Origin of the sequence: Paenibacillus sp. JGP012, from assembly GCF_014203995.1 — a bacterium.
Classification (GTDB): domain Bacteria; phylum Bacillota; class Bacilli; order Paenibacillales; family Paenibacillaceae; genus Paenibacillus; species Paenibacillus silvae.
On sequence record NZ_JACHKG010000007.1, the window covers coordinates 97,398 to 118,147 of the forward strand.

A 20,750-nucleotide genomic window follows, 5' to 3' on the forward strand; every position below is an offset into this window, starting at 1 on the left:
GTATCCATATCTATATATTTTGTTCCATATATTATGATATAATGGAGTTTGGTCTTTTTGAAGAGGGGTGTATAAGTGGGCATTGTATTTCGTAAAACACTGGCTGGAGTAGAGCTTAAGCAGTTAAGCGGAGGTTTTTTCGACGGGTGGCCGAATCCGCCTTCTATTTCAACGTTTTATAAAATGTTGGAGCAGTCGTACGCGATTGAACTGGCTGTTGATGAACAAACCGGAAATGTAGTTGGTTTTATTCAAGCCATCTCGGACGGGGTACTCAGTGCTTATATTCCACTTCTGGAAGTGCTGCCCGAATACAAGGCTCAAGGAATTGGTAGTACGCTTGTGCAGCGTATGCTTGAGCGGCTTCAGGGACTTTATATGATTGATCTTCTGTGTGATCGGGAAGTACAGACCTTTTATGAAAGACAAGCTATGCAGAGAGCAACGGGCATGTGTATTCGTCATTATTCCAATCAAGCAGGACGCATTGACAGTAGACAGAGTGACTAACATAGATTGTGGGACAGCAGAAACATGACGCATGAAACATTCATTTATATAAGTTGAGCTATTCATTTACACGTTAACGGAGAGGACAGAAAAAACCTGGAAAAGCGGAGCGGTCGCCTTTATCACCGGATTTTCCCCTTTGGAAAAGGGAATCGAAAAAATCTGGGGATAACAGCGATTGGAAGGTTGTTCTGTCATCGGAGTGGTTTGTGTAAAATCTTTAATTTAACTTATATAAAACCGAGCTGATTCGGGAAAAAAGATTTGTAGATTTGCCATACATAGGCTTCTGCAAAAGGCATGAAAAAGTATAATTTGGTTGATGAAAAGGTGGGGATTGGCATGAATTTGTCGTTCCGGATTTTGGACTGGGATGAAGAAAAACCTTATGAACTCTTGCTGATGGCAGACCCTTCGAAAACGATTGTAGATGAATATCTGAGCAGAGGAGTTTGTTTTATCGCGGAGTATGAAGGAGAGATGGTGGGGGAGTTTGTACTGCTCAAGACACGTCCCGAGACTGCAGAGATTGTGAACATCGCCGTACAGGAGGAACTGCAGGGGCAGGGTGTAGGTAAACACATGATCAAAGAAGCGATGGAAGCTGCGAGAAGGCTGGGATGCCGAATACTGGAGATTGGAACGGGCAATTCCAGTTTTCATCAATTGAAATTATATCAGCGCTGCGGTTTCCGCATTACGGGTGTGGAGCGGGATTATTTTGTAACCCATTATGAGGAAGAGATTATCGAGAATGGTATTCGCTGTGTGGATATGATTCGCCTTGCTGTTGATCTGGATACCATAAGAAATGAGGATAAGAGATAGAGGGCTTCAGGACAGTGAAAGTCCCTCAACCGGGGAGGCTCATGAAAGTGAACAAACATACGCATCTAGGTGTATATGGGCTGGCTGAGTGGGAGCAATCCTATCTTTTGATTCAGAAGGCGCGGGGTCCATACGTTGGGAAATGGGATCTGCCGGGCGGAAGGATGGAATTCGGAGAGCAGCCAGAAGCCGCATTAATACGTGAATTTGAAGAGGAAACGGGTCTTGTTCCAGCGAAGGTTTCCATTTCTTCTTCCCAATCCACTGTATTGCAGTGGGAGATTCAGGGTGAACCCGAGGAAGTGCATCATATCGGTATTTTATACCATGTGATTAGTCTTCAAGGTCATCAGCTGCAGCATATCAAAAGAGTGGCTGACGGGCATGATTCGCTCGGTGCAGAATGGTTTACATCGGATCAAATCAAAGATATGGAACTGACGCCCTTTGCAAAATACATGATTGATCTTCGTTCATGATAAGGAACGTCTTAGCTAACTGAAAAACGAAAGCAAGGCTAACGGATCAAAGCCGCCGGAGATTTGCATTCGGTCGGCTTTGTTCTGCTGCATGTTGCCTTGTCCAAAGTTGTCAAGAGAGCAAACCATTTTTCTGTTGAATGGTATGCCAATTGGTTAATGTTATAATGGACGGTTTGTTTTTGTGCAGAATGGACCACAATTGTAAAAAAGAGGTTTAAACGGAATTCAGGTCTTGACTATGATGTAATTCAGCGTTCGCGTTTTCAGTTAAAATCGTGTAAATGACTCGATTCATCTAATTTATGCATCAATTGGACTAAAAATAGGAAATGCTCCTGAGCCAAAAAGTTTATAGAATAGATATTAGAACACGGGCTTTGCTAAATTCAGGGAAGCACGTATACCTTCGAACGGATCAGGACAGTATTCGACATCTGTGCGACGGTAGAAATAATCATTGTTTTACTTTGATTTTGAAAACGCAGACAAACCTTTGACGGGAGCGTCGGAACAACGTTATTACCACGAGCAGCACGACTATTGGACTTCATGAAAAATTTCGCTTAAAATGTTGAACGAACGCGAATTACAGCTTATTCAATGATTTCCGTCAAACCCTATGACAAAATCAAGACGGAGGGAACGTCGATGACGATCGAGAAAGGCAACATGAAACCCTGGGAGAGTTACTATGGTCCCAATATGGGATACGTGCAAGAACAATATGAATTATTCACCCAAGATCCGGGTGCAGTAACGCCGGCTTATAGGGAATTGTTTGAACAATGGGGCGCACCGCCGATGTCTGGCAAGGGTGCAGAGTCTCTTTCGAATTCCGGGAACGCCCAAACTGCTTCCGGAAGCGTAGATATCCAGCTATTACAGAAAGCGGTTACAGCGGGCAAGCTCGTATGGAATATCCGTACGTACGGACATCTCGCTGCTGATATTGATCCGCTTGGAATCAGTGAAGCAACCGACACGTCCTTGCTGGAGCCGAAGCATTTTCAATTAAATGAGGAAGATTTGAAGGCACTGCCTGCTTCCCTGATCTGGGAAGGTGCAGATGGTCAGACCACAACTGGCTGGGATGCGATTCAACGTCTTCGTCAGATTTATACAGGACCGATTGCTTACGAATTCAGCCACGTTCATGAAGTACAGGAGCGTGAATGGCTGAATCGTCGTGCGGAATCCCGTACATCACCTGCCCCGTTAACACAGAAAGAACGTACAGCGCTGCTGGAGCGTCTGGTCGAAGCGGAGCAGTTTGAAGATTTCCTGCACAAAACGTTTGTAGGACAGAAGCGTTTCTCCATTGAAGGTAACGATGTGCTCGTGCCGATGCTGGATGAGGCCGTTCGTCTGATGACAGAAGCTGGCTCAAGCCACATTCTGATGGGGATGGCTCACCGTGGACGTCTGAACGTTCTTGCTCACGTGCTTGGCAAGCCATACAGCAAAATTTTCTCTGAATTTCATCATGCCCCGAACAAAGATTTGGTTCCATCCGAGGGTTCAACCGGAATCAATTATGGCTGGACAGGGGATGTCAAATATCATATGGGCGCAAACCGTTTTGTAAAAGACGGAGAGACGGTACAGGCTCGCCTGACACTGGCTAACAACCCGAGCCATCTGGAGTATGTCAATCCTGTGGTGCAAGGTTTTGCTCGTGCGGCTCAGGATGATCGCCGTGAACCAGGTTATCCGAAGCAGGATGTAACCAAAGCAGCAACCATTCTGATGCACGGGGATGCGGCATTCCCAGGGGAAGGCATCGTGGCTGAAACGTTGAACTTCAAAGCATTGCCTGGATACCAGAATGGTGGAACCATTCACATTATCGTGAACAACCGTCTTGGTTTTACAACAGATAGCAGTGACTCACGTTCAACGTATTATGCAAGTGACCTTGCCAAAGGATACGAAATTCCGATTGTACATGTGAATGCAGACAACCCGGAAGCTTGTATTGCTGCAATCCGGATGGCTGCGGAATACCGTAATCGATTCAAAAAGGATTTCCTGATCGACCTGATCGGATATCGCCGTTATGGTCATAACGAGACAGATGATCCTGAAACAACTCAGCCGCTTGTTTACGACAAAGTGAAAAATCATCCGACGGTCAGCCACCTGTATCAGGAGGTGCTCAAGAAGGAAGCGGTCATCGATGATGCGTATATTGCGAACATTCGAGATGGCGTAGCGAACCGACTGAAAGAAGCTTATGACCAGATGAAGAAAAATGAAGTACATGAATACTATCAGCGCAACATCAGTGAGTCCGAGGCGGTTACCGTTATGCCAACTGCGGTTCCGCTGGAGCAGCTGCGCAGCATTAATGCAGATCTCTTGAAATGGCCGGAGAATTTCAACGTTTATCCGAAATTGCAGCGGATTTTGCAGCGTCGCAGTACAGCTCTGAATGAAGGAGAAAAGGTAGACTGGAGCCTTGCGGAAACATTGGCCTTCGCAACCATTCTGGCAGACGGCAAACCGATCCGTATCAGTGGTCAGGATGCAGAGCGCGCTACCTTTGCGCACCGTAACCTGGTTTTGCATGATGCGAAGAACGGTGACAAATTCTGCCCGCTGCATCATCTGCCACAAGCGAAGGCATCCTTCGCAATCTATAACAGTCCGTTATCCGAAGAATCAGTTGTCGGATTTGAATATGGATATAACGTATATTCACCAGATACACTTGTGATTTGGGAAGCGCAATTCGGTGATTTTGCAAACTGTGCACAAGTAATCTTTGACCAGTTTGTATCGGCAGGCCGTGCAAAATGGTCTCAAAAATCAAGTCTGGTTATGCTGCTTCCTCACGCGAACGAAGGTCAGGGACCGGAGCATACCAGCGCGCGTCTGGAGCGTTTCCTGCAGCTGTGTGCTGAGGACAATATGACGGTGGTTAACCTTTCCAGTGCATCACAGTATTTCCACCTGCTGCGTCGTCAAGCTTCGTTAACGGAGACAGAAGATGCACGTCCGCTTGTGATGATGTCACCAAAAAGTTTGATCCGTAACCCGCGTGTGGCGTCACCAGCTGTGGAATTCAGTGAAGGCAAATTCGAACTTGTGCTGGAGCAGCCGGGACTTGGTACTAAACCGAATCAGGTAGAACGTATCATTCTGTGCAGCGGTAAAGTTGCGATTGATCTGGAAGATGCGATTGACAAGGACAAAGAAGCAGACTGGTCCTGGCTTCACATTATCCGCGTAGAGCAGCTCTATCCGTTCCCGGCAGAAGAGATCAAACGTGTACTCGCACGTTTCAGCAAACTGAAAGAGCTGGTATGGGTACAGGAAGAGAACAAAAACATGGGCGCATGGACGTACATGGAGCCTCGTCTCCGTGATATCGCACCTGAAGGTACAACCGTGAGATACGAAGGCCGTCCTGAACATGCAAGTCCTTCCAGCGGTTATCAGCTTGTGCATAGTATGGAGCAGCAATTGTTTATTACAGCAGCGTTGAAACAAACGACGAAAAATAATATTCCACTGGGGAGGTAACAGCTGTGAGTGAAATTAAAGTACCTGCAATGGGTGAGTCAATAACGGAGGGAACGGTATCCAGATGGATGGTCAAAGAAGGAGACACCGTTAACCAGGGTGATGTTCTGCTCGAACTTGAGACAGATAAAGTCAACATTGAGATCAGTGCTGAAGAGAGCGGTGTACTTGAGAAAATCATTCGTCAGGAAGGCGAGACCGTTGAGATCGGTGAAACGATCGGTACTCTTTCAGCTGGAACAGGAGGAGGCAGCGCTCCGGCTGCTTCCGAGCCGGCAGCGGCTGAGTCCAAACCTGCTGCCCCTGAGGCTCCGGCAGCTGCACCAACACCAGTAGCTGCGCCGCCTGAGTCATCGGATAGCACCAAAACAGCTTCTCCTTCTGCTCGCAAGCTGGCTCGTGAGCGTGGAATCGAGCTGGATCAGGTGCAAAGCAAAGACCCTATCGGGCGTGTATATCAGGAAGATGTGAAAAGCCACGGCAGTCAGCCTTCCGCTCCAGCAGCACCGTCTGCTGCGAAAGCTCCTGCTGCAGCACCTTCGGCTCCAGCGGCAGGTGGCTCTGCATTTACCAAGCCGGTAGAGCGTCAACGTATGTCTCGCCGCCGCGCGACGATTGCGAAACGTTTGGTTGAAGCGCAGCAGACGGCCGCGATGCTGACAACCTTTAATGAGGTTGATATGACAGCGATTATGGACGTTCGTAAACGCCGTAAAGACAAGTTCAAAGAGAAGCATGATATCAATCTTGGATTTATGTCGTTCTTTACCAAAGCGGTAGTTGGCGCACTGAAAAAGTTCCCTACGATTAATGCCGAGATTGATGGCGAAGACGTAGTATTGAAAAAGTTCTACGATATCGGAATTGCCGTATCAGCCAAAGAAGGTTTGGTCGTGCCTGTTGTGCGTGATGCCGATCGTCTGGGCTTCGCCGAGATCGAAAGAAGCATTGCTGATCTTGCTTCCAAGGCTCGCTCCAACACGCTGGCTTTGTCTGATCTGCAAGGTGGAACGTTTACCATTACGAATGGCGGGACATTCGGCTCCCTGCTGTCCACACCGATTCTGAATACGCCGCAAGTAGGTATTCTCGGTATGCACAAAATTCAGCTTCGCCCGGTGGCGATTGATGCTGAACGAATGGAAAACCGTCCAATGATGTATATTGCCCTGTCATATGATCATCGGATCATTGATGGAAGCGAAGCGGTTCGATTCCTGGTAACGGTAAAAGAACTGCTTGAAGATCCGGAATCCTTGCTGATCGAAGGTTAATGAGTTTCAATGTCTGCAACGGACTTTATTTCATTCCTATGAGATTTGAGATTGAGATTCCGCAATAGAATGGAAAATCCCCTGAACGGGCACAGTACGGACTGTGCCTGGTTCAGGGGATTTTGCTTTAATGCCAGATTAGATTTGAAATATCTGCTGGAATTGCCGGTTCGCCTGCTCCTGTTGATTATCCGGCATATGGCGCTCAAGCCAATCCAGAACATCCAGTGTGACTTCTGTCCGATTGGTCTCGTGCAGCATCTCATGGCGCCCGCCAGGGTACAAGCGATATTCTACATCCTGGAGCCCAAGCTTCATATACTGGGAGTATAGATTAAGAACACCTTTGCCACGCAGACCGACAGGATCAAGTTCACCTGAAAAAAGGAAAACTGCTTTATGCTTGGGGATGCGCTCCATATGCTGTGGTAGGTGGATCTCCAGCAGCAGCTTGAAGAAATCGCGGAAAAAACCTGCTGTACAGATGGCTCCGCACATCGGATCATCAATGAAGCGCTGTACCTCGTCATGGTCACGGGACAGCCAGTCAAACGGAGTAGCAGCAGGGCGGAACGCTCGGTTGAATCCGCCAAATACGATAGCATTCAGCAGCATACTGCGATGATTGTCGCCCTGAATACCACATTGGAGCAAAGCCAGTTTTTCTCCAAACCGGAGCAGCCCTCGTTTCCCGTTGGTACCAGACAGTATAAACGCATGGTATTGCTCATGCCCCGCATACATCAGATACTGAACGAGAAAGGAACCCATACTGTGTCCCATAAGAAACAGAGGCGCCTCTGGATGGGCTTTTGCCGCTGATTCCCCCAGATTAAGCATATCACTAGCCATCCAGCGAAAAGCGTCCACACCAGCATCACCCAGTGCTTCGGGGTTCTCCACGGTTTTGCCATGCCCTCGATGATCATTGGCATATACAGCGTAACCATGCTTGGTAAGATAACCCGCAAATTCGGCATAACGTGCTGCCGTCTCGCCCATTCCGTGTGCGATTTGAACAACAGCTCGAATGTGTTCGTCTGCATCGGGAAGCCAGCGGTACACATGAATACGGGCCCCTTCATTGCCGAGCAGCGTAAAGGTAGATTCCTGCATCTCGTGTCATTCCTCCTTCACAGGTTATCTGTAACATTATTGAAGTTATCTCCAGGTCTTTCGTTATGAAGTTATCTCCAGGTCTTCGGTTATGAAGTTTTTCTGCAAGTCTTTCGTTAAAGGTTATGGAAGATAGGAGCGAAGAACGGTGGTGTTCCCGCTCAAGGTGTAAGATCCCAGGTTGGCTGGCAGCAGATAACATTGACCTGCTTTCAGCTTCAGATGTTCGTTATCAGCGCCAGACCAATCCAGTCTGCCTTCGCCCTCACACACAACCAGAATCGTGAAGCTGTCCGGTGTAGTATGCAATTCCCAACGATCAGTCACAAGCCCTTTTTCTACAACAAAGTACGGACATGCAGCAAGCTGGAGCCATTCTCCCGGAACAGCATGGTTTGTTTTCATTGTTGTTGCTCCAGCGCCTTCATATGCCGTAACATTCAAAGAATCCTGCACATGCAGTTCCCGTGGTTTGCCATCCAGTCCAGGACGATTATAATCATAAATCCGGTAGGTGGTATCCGAGTTTTGCTGTATCTCGGCTACGACAACACCAGCACAGAGTGCGTGCACTGTCCCGGCAGGAATAAAGAAGGAATCTCCAGCCTCAACAGGAACCTGACGTAAAGTGTCCATCACAGTACCGTTTTCCAGCGCTTGCTTCAAAGCTTCCCGATCCACGCCCTCGTTCAATCCATAAATGATATGAGCGCCAGGCTTGGCGTCAAGCACGTACCACATTTCCGTTTTGCCCAGTTCACCTGGAGGAAGAGCCTCGTAATCATCGGTCGGGTGGACCTGAACGGACAGATCGTCATTGCAGTCAAGCAGCTTGATCAGCAGAGGGAAACGTCCTCCTTTTTCAGATACACCTTTCGTTCCAAGCCAAGCCGTGCCGAACTGTTCGCGCACTTCATCCAGACCTCTCCCGGCCAGTGGACCGTTGAGAACCTTGGTTGTACCATTGGCATGATCGGCAATCATCCAGCCTTCACCAATATGTCCTTCAGGTGGGGTAAGGCCAAAATGCTCGAGCGCTCGACCGCCCCATACACGTTCTTTGAATTCAGGCTGGAATTGCAATGGATATGGCGTAGACATGGTATCTCTCCTTTAGTATATGAAATGGTGAATCGCTTTAAACGGTTCCAGGTGGGGCATGTGTATTCTTACTTTTTCTCGATGCCAATCAGATATGGAGATGCTGCTCGCTGTAACTGGCGATAAATGACAACCTGAGCCTGCTCAACAGGTAGAGCTGCGGCCCATGCGGATACAGCTTCGGCTTCCTGAGCGCCTCCGTCATGGCCTGGATAAAGTACAGCTGTAATAATACCGCGTGTACGCAACAAGGACAGCGCTGCTTCAAGCGCTGCAATTGTACTGCTCGTCTCGGTGATAATGGAAGCATCTGCACCTTCAGCAGGCAAATAGCCTAGGTTAAACATGACCGCCCCTACCTGTCCTGCCCACGTCTCAGGAACAGCTTCAGTCATCCGTGCATGACTTAATTCCAGCAATGAAATGGAGCCAAGCTTGCTGCCTTCGGAATGTTTGCGGATTCGCGCCTGAGCCAGTGTCAGGGCTTCACTCTGGATATCAAATCCGATGACCTGACCACGATGCCCTACCTGCTGCGCAAGAAATAACGTATCAGCACCTGTGCCTACCGTGGCATCAATCGCCAGATCGCCCGGCTGCAGCCGTGAACTAATCCATTGGTGGGCACAGCTTAAAACGGATAAAAAGCCCAATTTATGCTCCCCTCCAATACTTACCCTGCCAGGAGTCCCGTTCACGCAGCTCGCGGTCAATGGAGTTCAATACTTCCCACTTGTTCAGCGACCACATCGGTCCAATCAGCAGGTTGCGAGGGGCATCTCCTGTGAGACGGTGTACAATCATTTCAGGCGGAAGCATTTCAAGCGTATCAACAATCAGTTTAATGTACTCGTCCTGCTCAAGGAATCGAAGCAAACCAGCTTCATACTGTTTCACCATTGGTGTTTTGCGCATCAGATGCAGCAGATGTATTTTGATCCCCTGCACATCCATATGAGCAACTGCTCGTCCGGTATCCAGCATCATTTCGTGTGTTTCCTGAGGCAAACCGTAGATAATATGTGTACATACCCGAATATTGTGCTCGCGTAGCTTTTTCACAGCGTCTTCGTAACAATGTGTATCGTGTGCGCGGTTGATCAAGTTTGAAGTAGAGTCGTGAATCGTCTGCAGTCCCATTTCTACCCAGAGATATGTGCGTTTATTAAGGTCTGCCAGGTACTCAACGACATCATCGGGCAAGCAATCCGGGCGGGTAGCGATGGATAAGCCGACAACACCGGGCTGCTGCAAAATCTCTTCAAAATATTCGCGCAGCTCTTCAACTGGCGCATAGGTGTTAGTATAGGCTTGGAAATATCCGATATAGTGAGCTGACGGCCATTTCAGATGCTGCTTGTCCCGAATGGTATTAAATTGAGTGACAAGATCTTCGCGTCTGCTGCCTGCAAAATCACCCGAACCTCTGGCGCTGCAGAACGTGCAGCCGCCTTTGGCGATAGAGCCATCCCGGTTGGGACAGGTAAACCCGGCATCCAGCATGACTTTGAACACCTTGTTATTAAATTGATCGCGCATTTCGTAATTCCAGGTGTGGAATCGTTTATCCCCCCACATCAGCGGAGCTTGTAAAGCGGGTGCATTCATGTTTAAGGTACTCCTTTAAAGTCTGTGTCTTCAGATCTTCATAATCTTTATAACTGATACGGGAACAGCATACTTGAACTTGGGCGTTGGATGCTATGCTTGTTTTCGTCATTTATTGTATCAAATATCTGAAAAAAAGGGGAATGAAAACGTAAAAAAGGGGCTTGAAATCAACCGTTTTCACTTGAAGTACTTTACACCTTATGTTATATTTAAACTAACGTCAGACACCATCCAGTGAGTAGTTTTCATCGTAGCATTTGAATGAATGCTGACGTCATGGATCATACTATACCGTGAGGTGATATGAATGAATTCACAAGTTAAAAATAATGAATTTCAACACGTATCCGTTGAATTGACTGCAGAAGAGGCACTGGCCTTGACAGGTGTTCGTTTTAATGGGAATCCGGAAGTGAAAGCGATTGCAAGAAAAAAAGTTCGCGATGCTTTCGAAAAGACATTTGATTTTTCACACCAAGATAAGGTAGACTATGAACTACTAAAGTAGTTGGACCCCAATTCCAAATAAATCGAAAAGGGAATCTTTGAGATCTGCCCAATCTGGCAGGTCCGAAGATTCCTTTTTCATTGCTCTTTACAATTGGCCGGTTCTTCGGCAAAATGAGTCTGAGACAAGTATGGACAAACGGAGGAATAAAATGCGTTTACGTGGCAGAAAAGGGATTCGAGAAAATCTGGAGCAGCAGGAGGATCTTGTTGTACTGGAGCCAAAGCAATACAAAGGCAAGTGGGCCGAGCTGTTTGGCAACGATCATCCGATCTTTGTGGAGTTTGGCATGGGTAAAGGTCAATTCATCAGTCAAATGAGTTATAAATATCCGCAATACAATTTTATCGGCATTGATATGTATGATGAACTGGTGCGCCGTGCGAGTGAGAAAGCACGTAACGCCTGGAGTCAGGCTGAGGTGGAGACGCCGCCGAACCTGAAGCTGGCACTGGCCAACATTGAACAGATCGAAGAGGTGTTTGAACCGAAGGAGCTGGAACGTATTTATTTGAATTTCAGTGATCCTTGGCCAAAAGCGAAGCATGCACGCCGCCGCTTGACACATCCACGCTTCTTGAAAAAATATGTGGACTTGCTCAATCCGAAAGGACAGATTCATTTCAAGACGGATTCCGAAACGCTGTTTGAGTTCTCTTTGAATGCCATCGCTGACTTTGGCCTGCAGATGACAAACCTGTCGTTGAACCTGCATCGTGACGGTCTGAACGAAGAGCATGTCATGACCGAGTATGAGCAGAAATTCATGGGTAAAGGTATGAACATCCACCGGGTTGAAGTTATTGTAGGGGAAGAGGCGCTAAGAGAGTATAACGCAATGCGTCTGGACAAGTATAAAGTGCGTGAAGCGACAGATGAGTCTGGTGAAAATCAGGACGAAGAATAATTAAAAAGCGGTATCTGAGGTTAAGGTTTGGTCCTCGGATGCCGCTTTTTTGTGTATAGGGACGAGTTAGAAATCAGTTAGACAGCTAGAGCTGGTCAGCGTGAAGCTCTTTCCTGCGATAATCGTTAGGAGTCACGCCGTTGAATTTTTTGAACATGCGATAAAAGTAAGAGCTATTCGTAAAGCCGGTTCGCTCGGCAATATCTGCGACAGAACTTTCGGTCTGAATGAGTAGATGCTGCGCTTTGGTAATCCGTGTCTCATTAATAACGTCTGTAAGACCTTTTAAGGTGAGCTGTTTATACAGCCTACTGACATAAATGGGCGACATGGATAACTCATCGGCAATGGAGGTCAGGCACAGATTCGGATCGGCGTAGTTTCGTTCAATGATGTCATTAATTTTGCGAATGAGTTCTTCGTGCTTGAGTGTACGCTTTTCCTCGACCTTGGAGCCGAGCTCATCAAACATTCGGTAAAAGTGCTCATGCACCTCGCTGATATCCTCTGCATTTTTCACGGGAAGCATCAGACCGCCCGAGACGGAATCCAGTCGAAGCTGATTATTTTTCTTGAGCGTGTTGCGCACATGATTCAGCGTCATCGTCAGATGGGACAGGGCAAGCTGAAAGACGTTGAACGGATAAGCCACTGTTTCACTGACGATGTCGGCGTAGATCAGCTTGGCTTCCTCCGTTTTGCCAGTCATCAAACAGTCCACAAGCTGTCTTTCCTTGTTGGCAGGGAACGTGTATTCCTTGGTCTGATATGCCATGATGTTTGATGTAAAGATGAGACAGCCCGGCCCCATGAACAAACGGTGAAGAGAGGCCTCGGCAGAACGTGCATAACCTTCAATACAATCCTCAAGTGACTGCTCCTCGGGACCTACTGTGCACGAAATGGAGCATTTGAGATGAGTCATGACCGCAGCCTGCATCATACGCAGCAGTTCTTCGATCTGATGACAGGCACTGCCCGAGAGCGAATCATGCTCGGATTTTTCATTAAACAGAAGTGTAATCAGGTCACCGCCCATATCTACCGCTTCTGCATGGTAATGAAGGTCGGCTGTCTCGGTGCAAATATTCATCATGGCGTATTTGACCAGCTTGGTATCGTCCCGGTAAGTCTCGCAAAATTCAGTATAGTGATCGATGCGAAGCAGCACCAGTCGGGATGTCCGATGTACGTCAACAGCAGAACCGTAGAATTTCATCCGTTCCTCCAGCATATTGCAGGTGACCGTTTCCCTTCCTTGCAGTGCACCGCGCAAAAAGTCCTGCCTTAACAGGTGCAGACTGCCCCGGCGCTCAGCCTCCATCACACGCATGCGGACAAGCACATTATTAATCGGATGGTACAATTTACGGGATACCAGATAGGATAAAATCAGCCCGGCAGCCAGCAATACAGCACAGAACAGCAGCGTATGGGTGCGCATATTGCGAATATCTGATGTAATAAGGTCATAGGGAGTAATTCGTACATAACGCCATCCGAGGCTGTCTGGAGCAGTATAGGTAATCAGTGATTTTTCTCCGTCCACTTGCTCGGTAAAATAAGCAGAATGCTCTGTATCCTGCAGAATCGGACGCATGAAGGTTTCGTCAGAGAGGTTGTTAAGCAAAGCACGATCTCCGAAGTCGGATAACAAATCTCCTTTTTCGTTGATGATAAAGGTTTTGCCTGGTTGATCTACCGCGTTCATATTGGGACTAAGCCAGTCATCCTTAATGTTAACGACAACGGCATAATTCAGCTTGGCATTGTCATTGATTGTGTCATAGCACAGATACGTATAGCTGTTCACTTCACTGGCCCCGGTCGAGCCAACCTTGTATGTACGCGGGATGGGCACAAAGGGTTTATAATCATGGAACCGGTCGAGAATGCTTTTAATTCCTTGATCATCGATTTCGGATACAGACTGCTGCCCGTTGCGAACACCATCGGAGCTGATAAAAAATTCATTGTTTCTTGAATTGTAGACATAGATGGATTCAATAAAAGGAAGAGACATACGGTAATTATCGAGCTGCTCCATTGCGGAGGTGATTTGATAGATGCTTGGCTTGGAATAGAGCAGCAGGGAAGAGATGGTATAGTCCTGATAAATCTGGTACGAGAGCGACTTGGCGCTTTCAGTCATCTTGGCTACCTCACGGCTGGTCTGGGTGAGACTGTTCATATCTGTACGGTAGACCTGCCGCAAAGCAATCCGATTATAATTTACATATAGAATAGCCGAAGCCACAAGCAGTGTTGCTGCTGTGCTTATAATAATGCCGATTAGAATCCGCGCGAATACCTTCTGGCTGTCCTCCGAACGTTTGCGCATTGGTTTTCCCCCTTGAACCTGCTGATGAATAGGAGTGAACTTATATATTTTTATGTGATTTCACATGAGAAACCGGATTGAATAAGTTGTGGAACAGAATGAGAAGAGTACCTTGAATTATATATCATGTATGCGTTTTCATCAATGTGGAACAGGCATTTTAGTCCATTATCACTACATAAAGTTCAACTTTCGCTGAATTGTTCACCTGTTGAAGAGCATGCACGATATCAACTTTTGTGAACGTACGTGTGCTCATTTCATGATTGGTGCAAATTGTTCACAGCCGAAATCACAGTATCGTTCATGATCCGGCAGGAAGCTTCAGTATGCAAAAGAAAGAATGGCGGTCTACAATAAATCCAGAGCTTCACGATGCATCTTCGTCACATATCATGTACGTCGTTACATCACATTAATCATGCGCATCGCTGCTACAATTCGGGAGGGATCGAGCCATGCTCAAAGAATTGAACAAAAACAAAATCATGTTTCTGATGTTGCTGCCCACGCTGATCTTTTTTCTAATTAACTCGTATTTTCCGATGGTCGGTATTTATTACGCGTTTACCAGTTATGATTTTGCAGGAGGGCTGTTTGGAAGTCCGTTTGTCGGGCTGGATAACTTCAAGTTCCTCTGGCAGTCCGGCATGCTGCTGAAACTGACGACCAACACGGTCGGTTACAACCTGGCTTTCATTATACTGGGGAACGGTCTAGCCATCTTTTGTGCAATTATGCTCAGTGAAATTCGGGGCAAGCTGTTCAAAAAAATAACCCAGTCCGTCATGTTTCTGCCGTACTTCATCTCTTTTGTTCTATTAAGTGTAATCGCTTACAACATGTTCAATTATGAATCCGGGTTTGTGAACACGGTGCTCAAGCGGTTTGAGGCAGGGCCGGTTGATATTTACAACACACCATGGATATGGGTGTTTCTGATCATTATTTTTTATCTATGGAAAAATCTCGGGTACAGCATGGTCATCTATCTGGCTGCAATTACAGGTATAAGTGACGAGTATTATGAAGCAGCCCGAATTGACGGGGCCAACATCTTTCAGCGAATCTGGTACATTACGGTACCGATGCTTAAACCAACATTTGTAATCCTGCTGTTGTTCTCGCTGGGCAGTATTATGAAAGGGCAGTTTGATCTGTTCTATCAACTGATCGGAAATAACGGCGTGCTTTACAACGCTACAGATATCATTGATACGTATGTTTACCGCTCTTTGAAAGTGACCTTCGATATTGGTATGGCAACCGCAGCGGGGCTGTATCAGTCGTTGTTTGGCTTCATACTGATTATGACGGTCAACTACATCATTCGCAAAATTAACGAAGACTACGCCTTGTTCTAATACATCCGCCCGCAGGGCAGAAGGGAGAACCATATGAGCACACAAACGCATACGCAAAGGGGAATTCGTACCCGCACTCGTGCCAAAGATTCCGAATTCAACCTGGTTTTTCAAGTGATTGCTTACAGTATCATCATTATTTTGTCATTAATGTGCCTGCTGCCATTTCTGCTTATATTGTCAGGCTCATTCAGCAGCAACGAATCCATCGTACGGGACGGCTATCATCTGTTTCCCACACATTTCTCGCTGGAAGGTTATAAGATGGTGTTTAAATTCCCCACTCAGGTTCTGAAAGCATACGGGGTGACGGTGTTTACAACGGTAGTCGGCACCACACTGGGCTTGTTCTTTATCACGATGGCTGGATTTGTACTGCAGCGCAAAGATTTCAAATACCGGAACAAGTTCTCCTTCTTCATCTACTTCACAACCTTGTTCGGCGGTGGACTTGTGCCCTGGTACATTATGCTTGCGAACTATTTCAATCTTACAGATACGTATACGGTGTTGATTTTCCCGGGACTGATGACGCCGTTTCTGATTATTCTGATGAAAAACTTCATTCGCTCTGCTGTCCCCGATGAACTGATCGAATCCGCGAAGATTGACGGAGCTAACGATTTTCGAATTTATGTCAGCATTGTGCTGAAGCTGGCGATGCCTGGTATCGCAACAGTAGGTCTGTTTCTTGCCCTTGGATACTGGAATGACTGGTTTACATCATCCTTGTTCATTAACAATCCGGATATGTACCAGCTGCAATTTTATCTGTACAACACGATGAATACGATTACATTTATTGACCAGATGGCGATTGGTACAGGCGTTACGCTCAGTCAGGACGTTCCGACAGAATCCACCAAGATGGCGATGGCCATTATCGTTACCGGGCCGATACTGTTCCTGTATCCGTTTGTGCAGCGTTATTTTGTCAAAGGACTCACGATTGGTGCAGTCAAAGGTTAGAACGTATACACGCTGGGGACTTCAGGCCTACGTGCTGGTGAGGGTCTGATGCATAGCGGGTCTGCGCTAACATATATAAGGTCTAACACAAAAAGGGAGGATGCGTATGCGTAACAAAATGATTCGGCACCTGTCTCTGGTACTTGCCCTGATGCTGTTTGCCGGGGTGCTGGCCGCTTGTAGCAGCGGTTCTGGAGGAAATGCACAAGGCAGTGAGCAGGGGGGCTCATCCGATAATAAAGGTGAGAAGGTAACGCTGCAATTTTACATGCTGGGGGACGCGCCTAAAGACCTGCCTGTGATTGAATCCGAAATAAACAAGCTGGCAGAGGCGGATTTGAACGTCAATGTAAAATTCAACTATACCTCCTGGACTGACTGGGATCAAAAATATAAATTGCTTCTATCCTCCGGTCAGCCAATCGACTTGATCTTCACAGCAGACTGGACGAATTATCAGTCGTATGCGAAGAAAGGTGCTTTCCTGCCGCTGGACGAACTTTTGGCTAAAACACCTGAGCTGAAATCTCATGTTCCAGATGATATGTGGAATGCAGTTAAAATCAACGATAAAATCTACACGGTTCCATCCACATGGATTGAATATGTAACGGAAGGTATTGCGTACCGCGAAGACTTGCGCGAGAAGTATAATCTGCCGAAGCCGGAATCCCTGGAGACGCTGGAGGCTTACCTGGATGGCATCAAAGCCAATGAGCCAAACATGATTCCGATTGCAGACAGCAATGCAAACCATACACACGGCATTCGTCAATTGACTTCCAAGCTGGTAAATACAGCAGGACAGCTTCCATATGGACTGGATATTATGTATGACACGCCATCCACGGTGACATCTTACTGGGGTTCCGCACAGCATCTGGAGGACCTGAAAACATACAAACGCTGGATGGATAAAGGTTTTTTCCCGAAAAACGTACTGAACGTCAAGGATACTTCCAATTCTCTGCTCCAAAATGGCAAAGCGGCTGTCGTTCTTGCCGGAGAGAATCCGAACAAATTCAATTCCGACGTCATCAAAATTCAGTCTACTCACCCGGACTGGAAGCTGGGATATTTCCCGTATCCTAATGCAAAAGGCTTTGCACAGCCAGTTCATCCAATTCACAACGGCTTTGCTATTCCGCGCAGCAGCAAAAACCCGGAAAGAGCGCTTGCATTCTATGAAAAATTAGTTACCGATAAACGGTATAACTGGTTGACCGAGTACGGTGTAGAAGGCAAAAACTTTGAAGTGAAAGATGGGTATTATGAAATGATCGGAGATGCACAAACCAATGGCTTCCCGCGTGAAGGCATGAATGGCTGGGCATGGCGTAATCCGGAATTTATGCTGTACGATAAGAGCTTTGATGAAGTGCTGACGATGTTCAAGGATCTGGATAAAATTAAAAAGCCGGACATCTTCACTGGTTTTGCAGAAGACTGGACTCCTTATCAAGCGGAGAAAGCCGCTTTGGAGCAAGTGGAGAAGCAATATTTGTATCCGCTTAACGTGGGCCTTGTTGCCGATGTTGAGAGTGGACTGAACACCTTTATGGAAAAGGCAAAACAGGCAGGTCTGGAGAAAATTCAGTCTGAGTATACGAAGCAATGGCAGGAGTACCTGAAGTCTGCGGGAATACAATAAGCAGCAAAGTGGAAATTGAAGAGAACTTGAATAGCAAAAAAAGGTGCCTTCGCTCTGAAGGCACCTTCTTAGTTAGATGTCTATAAATGATTCCGTTTGTACTGCTACCAAACTCAAAGTTATACGGGTGTTTCCTCTGAGGAGGAGGGTCGTACATCCTGCAGCAGATTCATAATACATTGAGCACTTTCCATCGGATGCACTTTGGCTATTTCCGCCAGATGCTGTTCTCGCTTCTGAACTACTTCAGGATAATGGTGAAGCAGTGTGTTCATCCATTTGACAACGACATCCAACGAAGTGATAAGTTCACCGAGACCTTTGGCTGTGAAGTAATGTACGTTTTCTTCTTCCTGTCCGGGAATCGGATTATGAAACAGCATCGGAATGCCTTTGGCTAATCCTTCACTGCAGGTCATTCCGCCAGGTTTGGTAATCAGCAGATCCGAAACTTCCATTAATTTGTCAATTTCCGTTGTGTAACCAATGATATGAATGTTTTCTTTTTGAAACCGAGGGTCCTGTTCCATGCTGATCCGTGCTTTGTCATTGCGGCCGTGGCAAAAAATAATCTGGATATCCTCATGCCAGCGCGCTAACAGCTGGTGAAGCACCTTGTCGCTGAGCATTCCCCAGCCACCGCCCATCACAAGCACAGTTGGCATGTTTCTCAGATTGAATCTGGAACGAATCTCATCATGACGGGGATGCTCCCAGAAGTTTGGATGCACAGGTATGCCTGTGACTTTGATTTTGTCAGCAGCTACTCCCCGGTGCATCAGCTTGGCCTTCACCTCTTCGGAAGAAACGAGGTACAGATCCACCTCCGGGCTAATCCATGTGCCGTGTGCATCATAATCCGTCAGGACGTTGCACAGCGGAACCTGTGTGCCAAGCCGCTTCAACCTTGATATAACAGCACTTGGAATCGGGTGTGTACACACAATCGCATCGGGATGCAGCTGACGAACGACACTGCGCGTATGGGTGTAGAACAATTTGTGCAGTGCAAGAGTAGTCAGCCGATTCAATGGTTTTTTATACTGCTGCTTATATACATATCCAACAAGTTTCGGCTGATTGGTTACTGTTTTTTTGTATGCATTAATAATAAGCGGTGCAACTTTCGGGTTCAGGAAGCTTCCAAGCTCAAGCACTTTCGTTTGCAAATGAGGTGATAACTTCCTTAAATGGCTGGACAGTGCATAAGCTGCCTGAGTATGACCTGCTCCGAAACCTTCTGATAATAGTAAAATTCTTTTCTTTTCCACGCTTGCTTCACCTGTTCCTGCTAGGTTTTCCTGAGTCTAACATATCGGCTTTAAGCCCAGAATGCAACTGTCGCAAGTGCGACTAAAGTACCGATTGTCGCTCCTGCCAAAACATCGGATGGATAATGAAGCCCCAGATAAATTCGAGAGAATCCGACAATTATAGCCACAGGCAGCAATGTGAGCAAAAGAAACGGCTCAGCAGCCATAAAGGGCACGGTAACCGAAAAAATAGCTGTTGTATGCCCTGATGGAAACGAATGATCCGTTAAAGGATTGCGAAAAGTGATCGTATCCGGCATGGCCAGGTATGGCCGGATGCGTGGATACAGTTTTTTGGCTATAGCTACAGGAATATGACTCACAGCTAAAGCAATGCAGGCCTGAAGCCCGATCGTGCTCCATGGAGCTGGTGCGAGAAGCCAGATGATCAGAGATACAGCAATGGAAGCCGTTGCGCCGCCCAGGTGGGTGAAATAGTACAGCCAGAAGTTCATAAACCGGTTATGAAGACGGCCATTGATCCACATAAACACATTACGATCATACTGTTGAAACTTTAAGATAAAACGGCTCATATTGGCCTCCTGCCAGTCAGGCCGCCCCGAGGGCGGCAGTATTTCCGGGATGTTACCAGTGTCCGGTTTCGCCTTGATTACGATATACCCCCTGTTCAAGGTATTGAAATAAATGTCCTCGAGGTTTCGAGGTTATTTCAGGGTTATGTTTATCATATTTTTAAATGTTGTCCTTTTCAAGAAGAACACATGTAAAGAACGTAAAATTCATGTAAAAGAGTGGGTGAAGAACCAGTGCTTCTTTTTGACTTCGGTTGGTGAAAAAAGATACAATGATTCAATGCGGCTGAATTGAGGTAAAAAAATGTGAGTTTCAATCCAAGTAAAAAAAATGTGAGTTTCAGATTAAACTTTTTGGGACCCGATTACGTTATTAGAGGTAGGAGCACGCTTAAACTACAGCAAACCGCATAAAAAAGAAGGGACTTTAGAAATAAAAATCAAGAAAACGGCTGAAAATAAGATATAACAGGCATGAATGCGAGGTTGTGGCATGACGGAGTGTATATTCAGCGTTTTAAGTTCACATTTCTGCTTCAGGAAGTGGAATTGGGGTTTTGACAAAAAGCTGAAAAGAATACAGAATCGATAAAGCGGCCCACAGGTCGCTGCCATGAGTTGAAACATTGCCTGCAATATTTGCGTAGTACTCAAAAGAACAGAACAGGGTCATATTCTGCAATGTACAAAAAAATGAGATGCAGAATCAGGAAG

The 20,750-nt window shown here is 46.6% G+C and carries 17 protein-coding genes; 10 read left to right on the top strand and 7 right to left on the bottom strand.

Annotated features, from left to right (window positions below):
- Positions 1-75: 75 nt before the first annotated feature.
- The 5 genes from HNR77_RS11485 (at position 76) to odhB (ending at position 6,619) form a co-directional block, all read left to right on the top strand.
- Complete coding sequence (locus HNR77_RS11485) at positions 76-510, top strand: GNAT family N-acetyltransferase (RefSeq protein WP_311768607.1); 435 nt, start codon at positions 76-78, stop codon at positions 508-510.
- Positions 511-852: 342 nt separating this feature from the next.
- The gene (locus HNR77_RS11490; protein ID WP_184183948.1) at positions 853-1,338 is read left to right on the top strand and encodes a GNAT family N-acetyltransferase; all 486 of its coding nucleotides are present in this window, start codon (positions 853-855) and stop codon (positions 1,336-1,338) included.
- A gap of 47 nt (positions 1,339-1,385) precedes the next feature.
- On the top strand, positions 1,386-1,817 hold the full coding sequence (locus tag HNR77_RS11495; protein ID WP_184183951.1) for an NUDIX domain-containing protein: 432 nt from the start codon (positions 1,386-1,388) through the stop codon (positions 1,815-1,817).
- A 651-nt stretch (positions 1,818-2,468) separates the two neighbouring features.
- Positions 2,469-5,345: a 2-oxoglutarate dehydrogenase E1 component gene (locus HNR77_RS11500; RefSeq protein ID WP_184183954.1), complete on the top strand. Its 2,877-nt coding sequence runs from the start codon at positions 2,469-2,471 to the stop codon at positions 5,343-5,345.
- A gap of 5 nt (positions 5,346-5,350) precedes the next feature.
- Complete coding sequence (odhB, locus tag HNR77_RS11505; protein ID WP_184183956.1) at positions 5,351-6,619, top strand: 2-oxoglutarate dehydrogenase complex dihydrolipoyllysine-residue succinyltransferase; 1,269 nt, start codon at positions 5,351-5,353, stop codon at positions 6,617-6,619.
- Positions 6,620-6,757: 138 nt separating this feature from the next.
- Here odhB and HNR77_RS11510 read toward each other — a convergent pair whose 3' ends face one another.
- The 4 genes from HNR77_RS11510 to mnmL all read right to left on the bottom strand — a co-directional run bounded on the left by HNR77_RS11510 (position 6,758) and on the right by mnmL (position 10,444).
- Complete coding sequence (locus HNR77_RS11510) at positions 6,758-7,735, bottom strand: alpha/beta fold hydrolase (RefSeq protein WP_184183959.1); 978 nt, start codon at positions 7,733-7,735, stop codon at positions 6,758-6,760.
- A gap of 123 nt (positions 7,736-7,858) precedes the next feature.
- Complete coding sequence (locus HNR77_RS11515; RefSeq protein WP_184183962.1) at positions 7,859-8,836, bottom strand: type I phosphomannose isomerase catalytic subunit; 978 nt, start codon at positions 8,834-8,836, stop codon at positions 7,859-7,861.
- 68 nt (positions 8,837-8,904) lie between these two features.
- Complete coding sequence (gene mnmM / locus HNR77_RS11520; RefSeq protein WP_260410513.1) at positions 8,905-9,489, bottom strand: tRNA 5-(aminomethyl)-2-thiouridylate-methyltransferase MnmM; 585 nt, start codon at positions 9,487-9,489, stop codon at positions 8,905-8,907.
- A gap of 1 nt (position 9,490) precedes the next feature.
- Positions 9,491-10,444, bottom strand: a complete 954-nt coding sequence (gene mnmL / locus HNR77_RS11525; protein ID WP_184183965.1) for a tRNA modification radical SAM protein MnmL/YtqA — start codon at positions 10,442-10,444, stop codon at positions 9,491-9,493.
- A 310-nt stretch (positions 10,445-10,754) separates the two neighbouring features.
- On the opposite strand from mnmL, the gene HNR77_RS11530 reads away from it, so the two are divergent.
- Both HNR77_RS11530 and trmB read left to right on the top strand, forming a co-directional pair.
- The gene (locus tag HNR77_RS11530; RefSeq protein WP_110897666.1) at positions 10,755-10,955 is read left to right on the top strand and encodes a hypothetical protein; all 201 of its coding nucleotides are present in this window, start codon (positions 10,755-10,757) and stop codon (positions 10,953-10,955) included.
- 151 nt (positions 10,956-11,106) lie between these two features.
- Positions 11,107-11,862: a tRNA (guanosine(46)-N7)-methyltransferase TrmB gene (gene trmB, locus HNR77_RS11535; protein WP_184183968.1), complete on the top strand. Its 756-nt coding sequence runs from the start codon at positions 11,107-11,109 to the stop codon at positions 11,860-11,862.
- An 85-nt stretch (positions 11,863-11,947) separates the two neighbouring features.
- Here trmB and HNR77_RS11540 read toward each other — a convergent pair whose 3' ends face one another.
- On the bottom strand, positions 11,948-14,203 hold the full coding sequence (locus HNR77_RS11540) for an AraC family transcriptional regulator (RefSeq protein WP_184183971.1): 2,256 nt from the start codon (positions 14,201-14,203) through the stop codon (positions 11,948-11,950).
- Between the two features lie 458 nt (positions 14,204-14,661).
- Between HNR77_RS11540 and HNR77_RS11545 the strand changes: the two genes are divergently transcribed.
- The 3 genes from HNR77_RS11545 (at position 14,662) to HNR77_RS11555 (ending at position 18,187) form a co-directional block, all read left to right on the top strand.
- Complete coding sequence (locus HNR77_RS11545) at positions 14,662-15,567, top strand: ABC transporter permease (protein ID WP_090922181.1); 906 nt, start codon at positions 14,662-14,664, stop codon at positions 15,565-15,567.
- Between the two features lie 33 nt (positions 15,568-15,600).
- Entirely contained in the window at positions 15,601-16,536 is a 936-nt protein-coding gene (locus tag HNR77_RS11550; RefSeq protein ID WP_260410516.1) for a carbohydrate ABC transporter permease, read from the top strand.
- 100 nt (positions 16,537-16,636) lie between these two features.
- Positions 16,637-18,187: an ABC transporter substrate-binding protein gene (locus tag HNR77_RS11555; protein ID WP_397366614.1), complete on the top strand. Its 1,551-nt coding sequence runs from the start codon at positions 16,637-16,639 to the stop codon at positions 18,185-18,187.
- A 119-nt stretch (positions 18,188-18,306) separates the two neighbouring features.
- Here the strand turns inward: HNR77_RS11555 and HNR77_RS11560 are convergent, their stop codons facing one another.
- On the bottom strand, positions 18,307-19,458 hold the full coding sequence (locus HNR77_RS11560; protein WP_184183977.1) for an MGDG synthase family glycosyltransferase: 1,152 nt from the start codon (positions 19,456-19,458) through the stop codon (positions 18,307-18,309).
- A 50-nt stretch (positions 19,459-19,508) separates the two neighbouring features.
- Positions 19,509-20,036, bottom strand: coding sequence for a phosphatase PAP2 family protein (locus tag HNR77_RS11565; protein WP_184183981.1), 528 nt, complete (start codon positions 20,034-20,036; stop codon positions 19,509-19,511).
- Positions 20,037-20,750 lie beyond the last annotated feature (714 nt).

Bases quoted from the DNA above. Each gene is read 5' to 3' on its own strand.
- HNR77_RS11490 (WP_184183948.1), top strand. From the start codon at position 853: ATGAATTTGTCGTTCCGGATTTTGGACTGGGATGAAGAAAAACCTTAT.
- HNR77_RS11500 (WP_184183954.1), top strand. From the start codon at position 2,469: ATGACGATCGAGAAAGGCAACATGAAACCCTGGGAGAGTTACTATGGT.
- HNR77_RS11510 (WP_184183959.1), bottom strand. From the start codon at position 7,735: ATGCAGGAATCTACCTTTACGCTGCTCGGCAATGAAGGGGCCCGTATT.
- HNR77_RS11515 (WP_184183962.1), bottom strand. From the start codon at position 8,836: ATGTCTACGCCATATCCATTGCAATTCCAGCCTGAATTCAAAGAACGT.
- mnmL (WP_184183965.1), bottom strand. From the start codon at position 10,444: ATGAATGCACCCGCTTTACAAGCTCCGCTGATGTGGGGGGATAAACGA.
- HNR77_RS11530 (WP_110897666.1), top strand. From the start codon at position 10,755: ATGAATTCACAAGTTAAAAATAATGAATTTCAACACGTATCCGTTGAA.
- trmB (WP_184183968.1), top strand. From the start codon at position 11,107: ATGCGTTTACGTGGCAGAAAAGGGATTCGAGAAAATCTGGAGCAGCAG.
- HNR77_RS11540 (WP_184183971.1), bottom strand. From the start codon at position 14,203: ATGCGCAAACGTTCGGAGGACAGCCAGAAGGTATTCGCGCGGATTCTA.
- HNR77_RS11545 (WP_090922181.1), top strand. From the start codon at position 14,662: ATGCTCAAAGAATTGAACAAAAACAAAATCATGTTTCTGATGTTGCTG.
- HNR77_RS11550 (WP_260410516.1), top strand. From the start codon at position 15,601: ATGAGCACACAAACGCATACGCAAAGGGGAATTCGTACCCGCACTCGT.
- HNR77_RS11555 (WP_397366614.1), top strand. From the start codon at position 16,637: ATGCGTATGCGTAACAAAATGATTCGGCACCTGTCTCTGGTACTTGCC.
- HNR77_RS11565 (WP_184183981.1), bottom strand. From the start codon at position 20,036: ATGAGCCGTTTTATCTTAAAGTTTCAACAGTATGATCGTAATGTGTTT.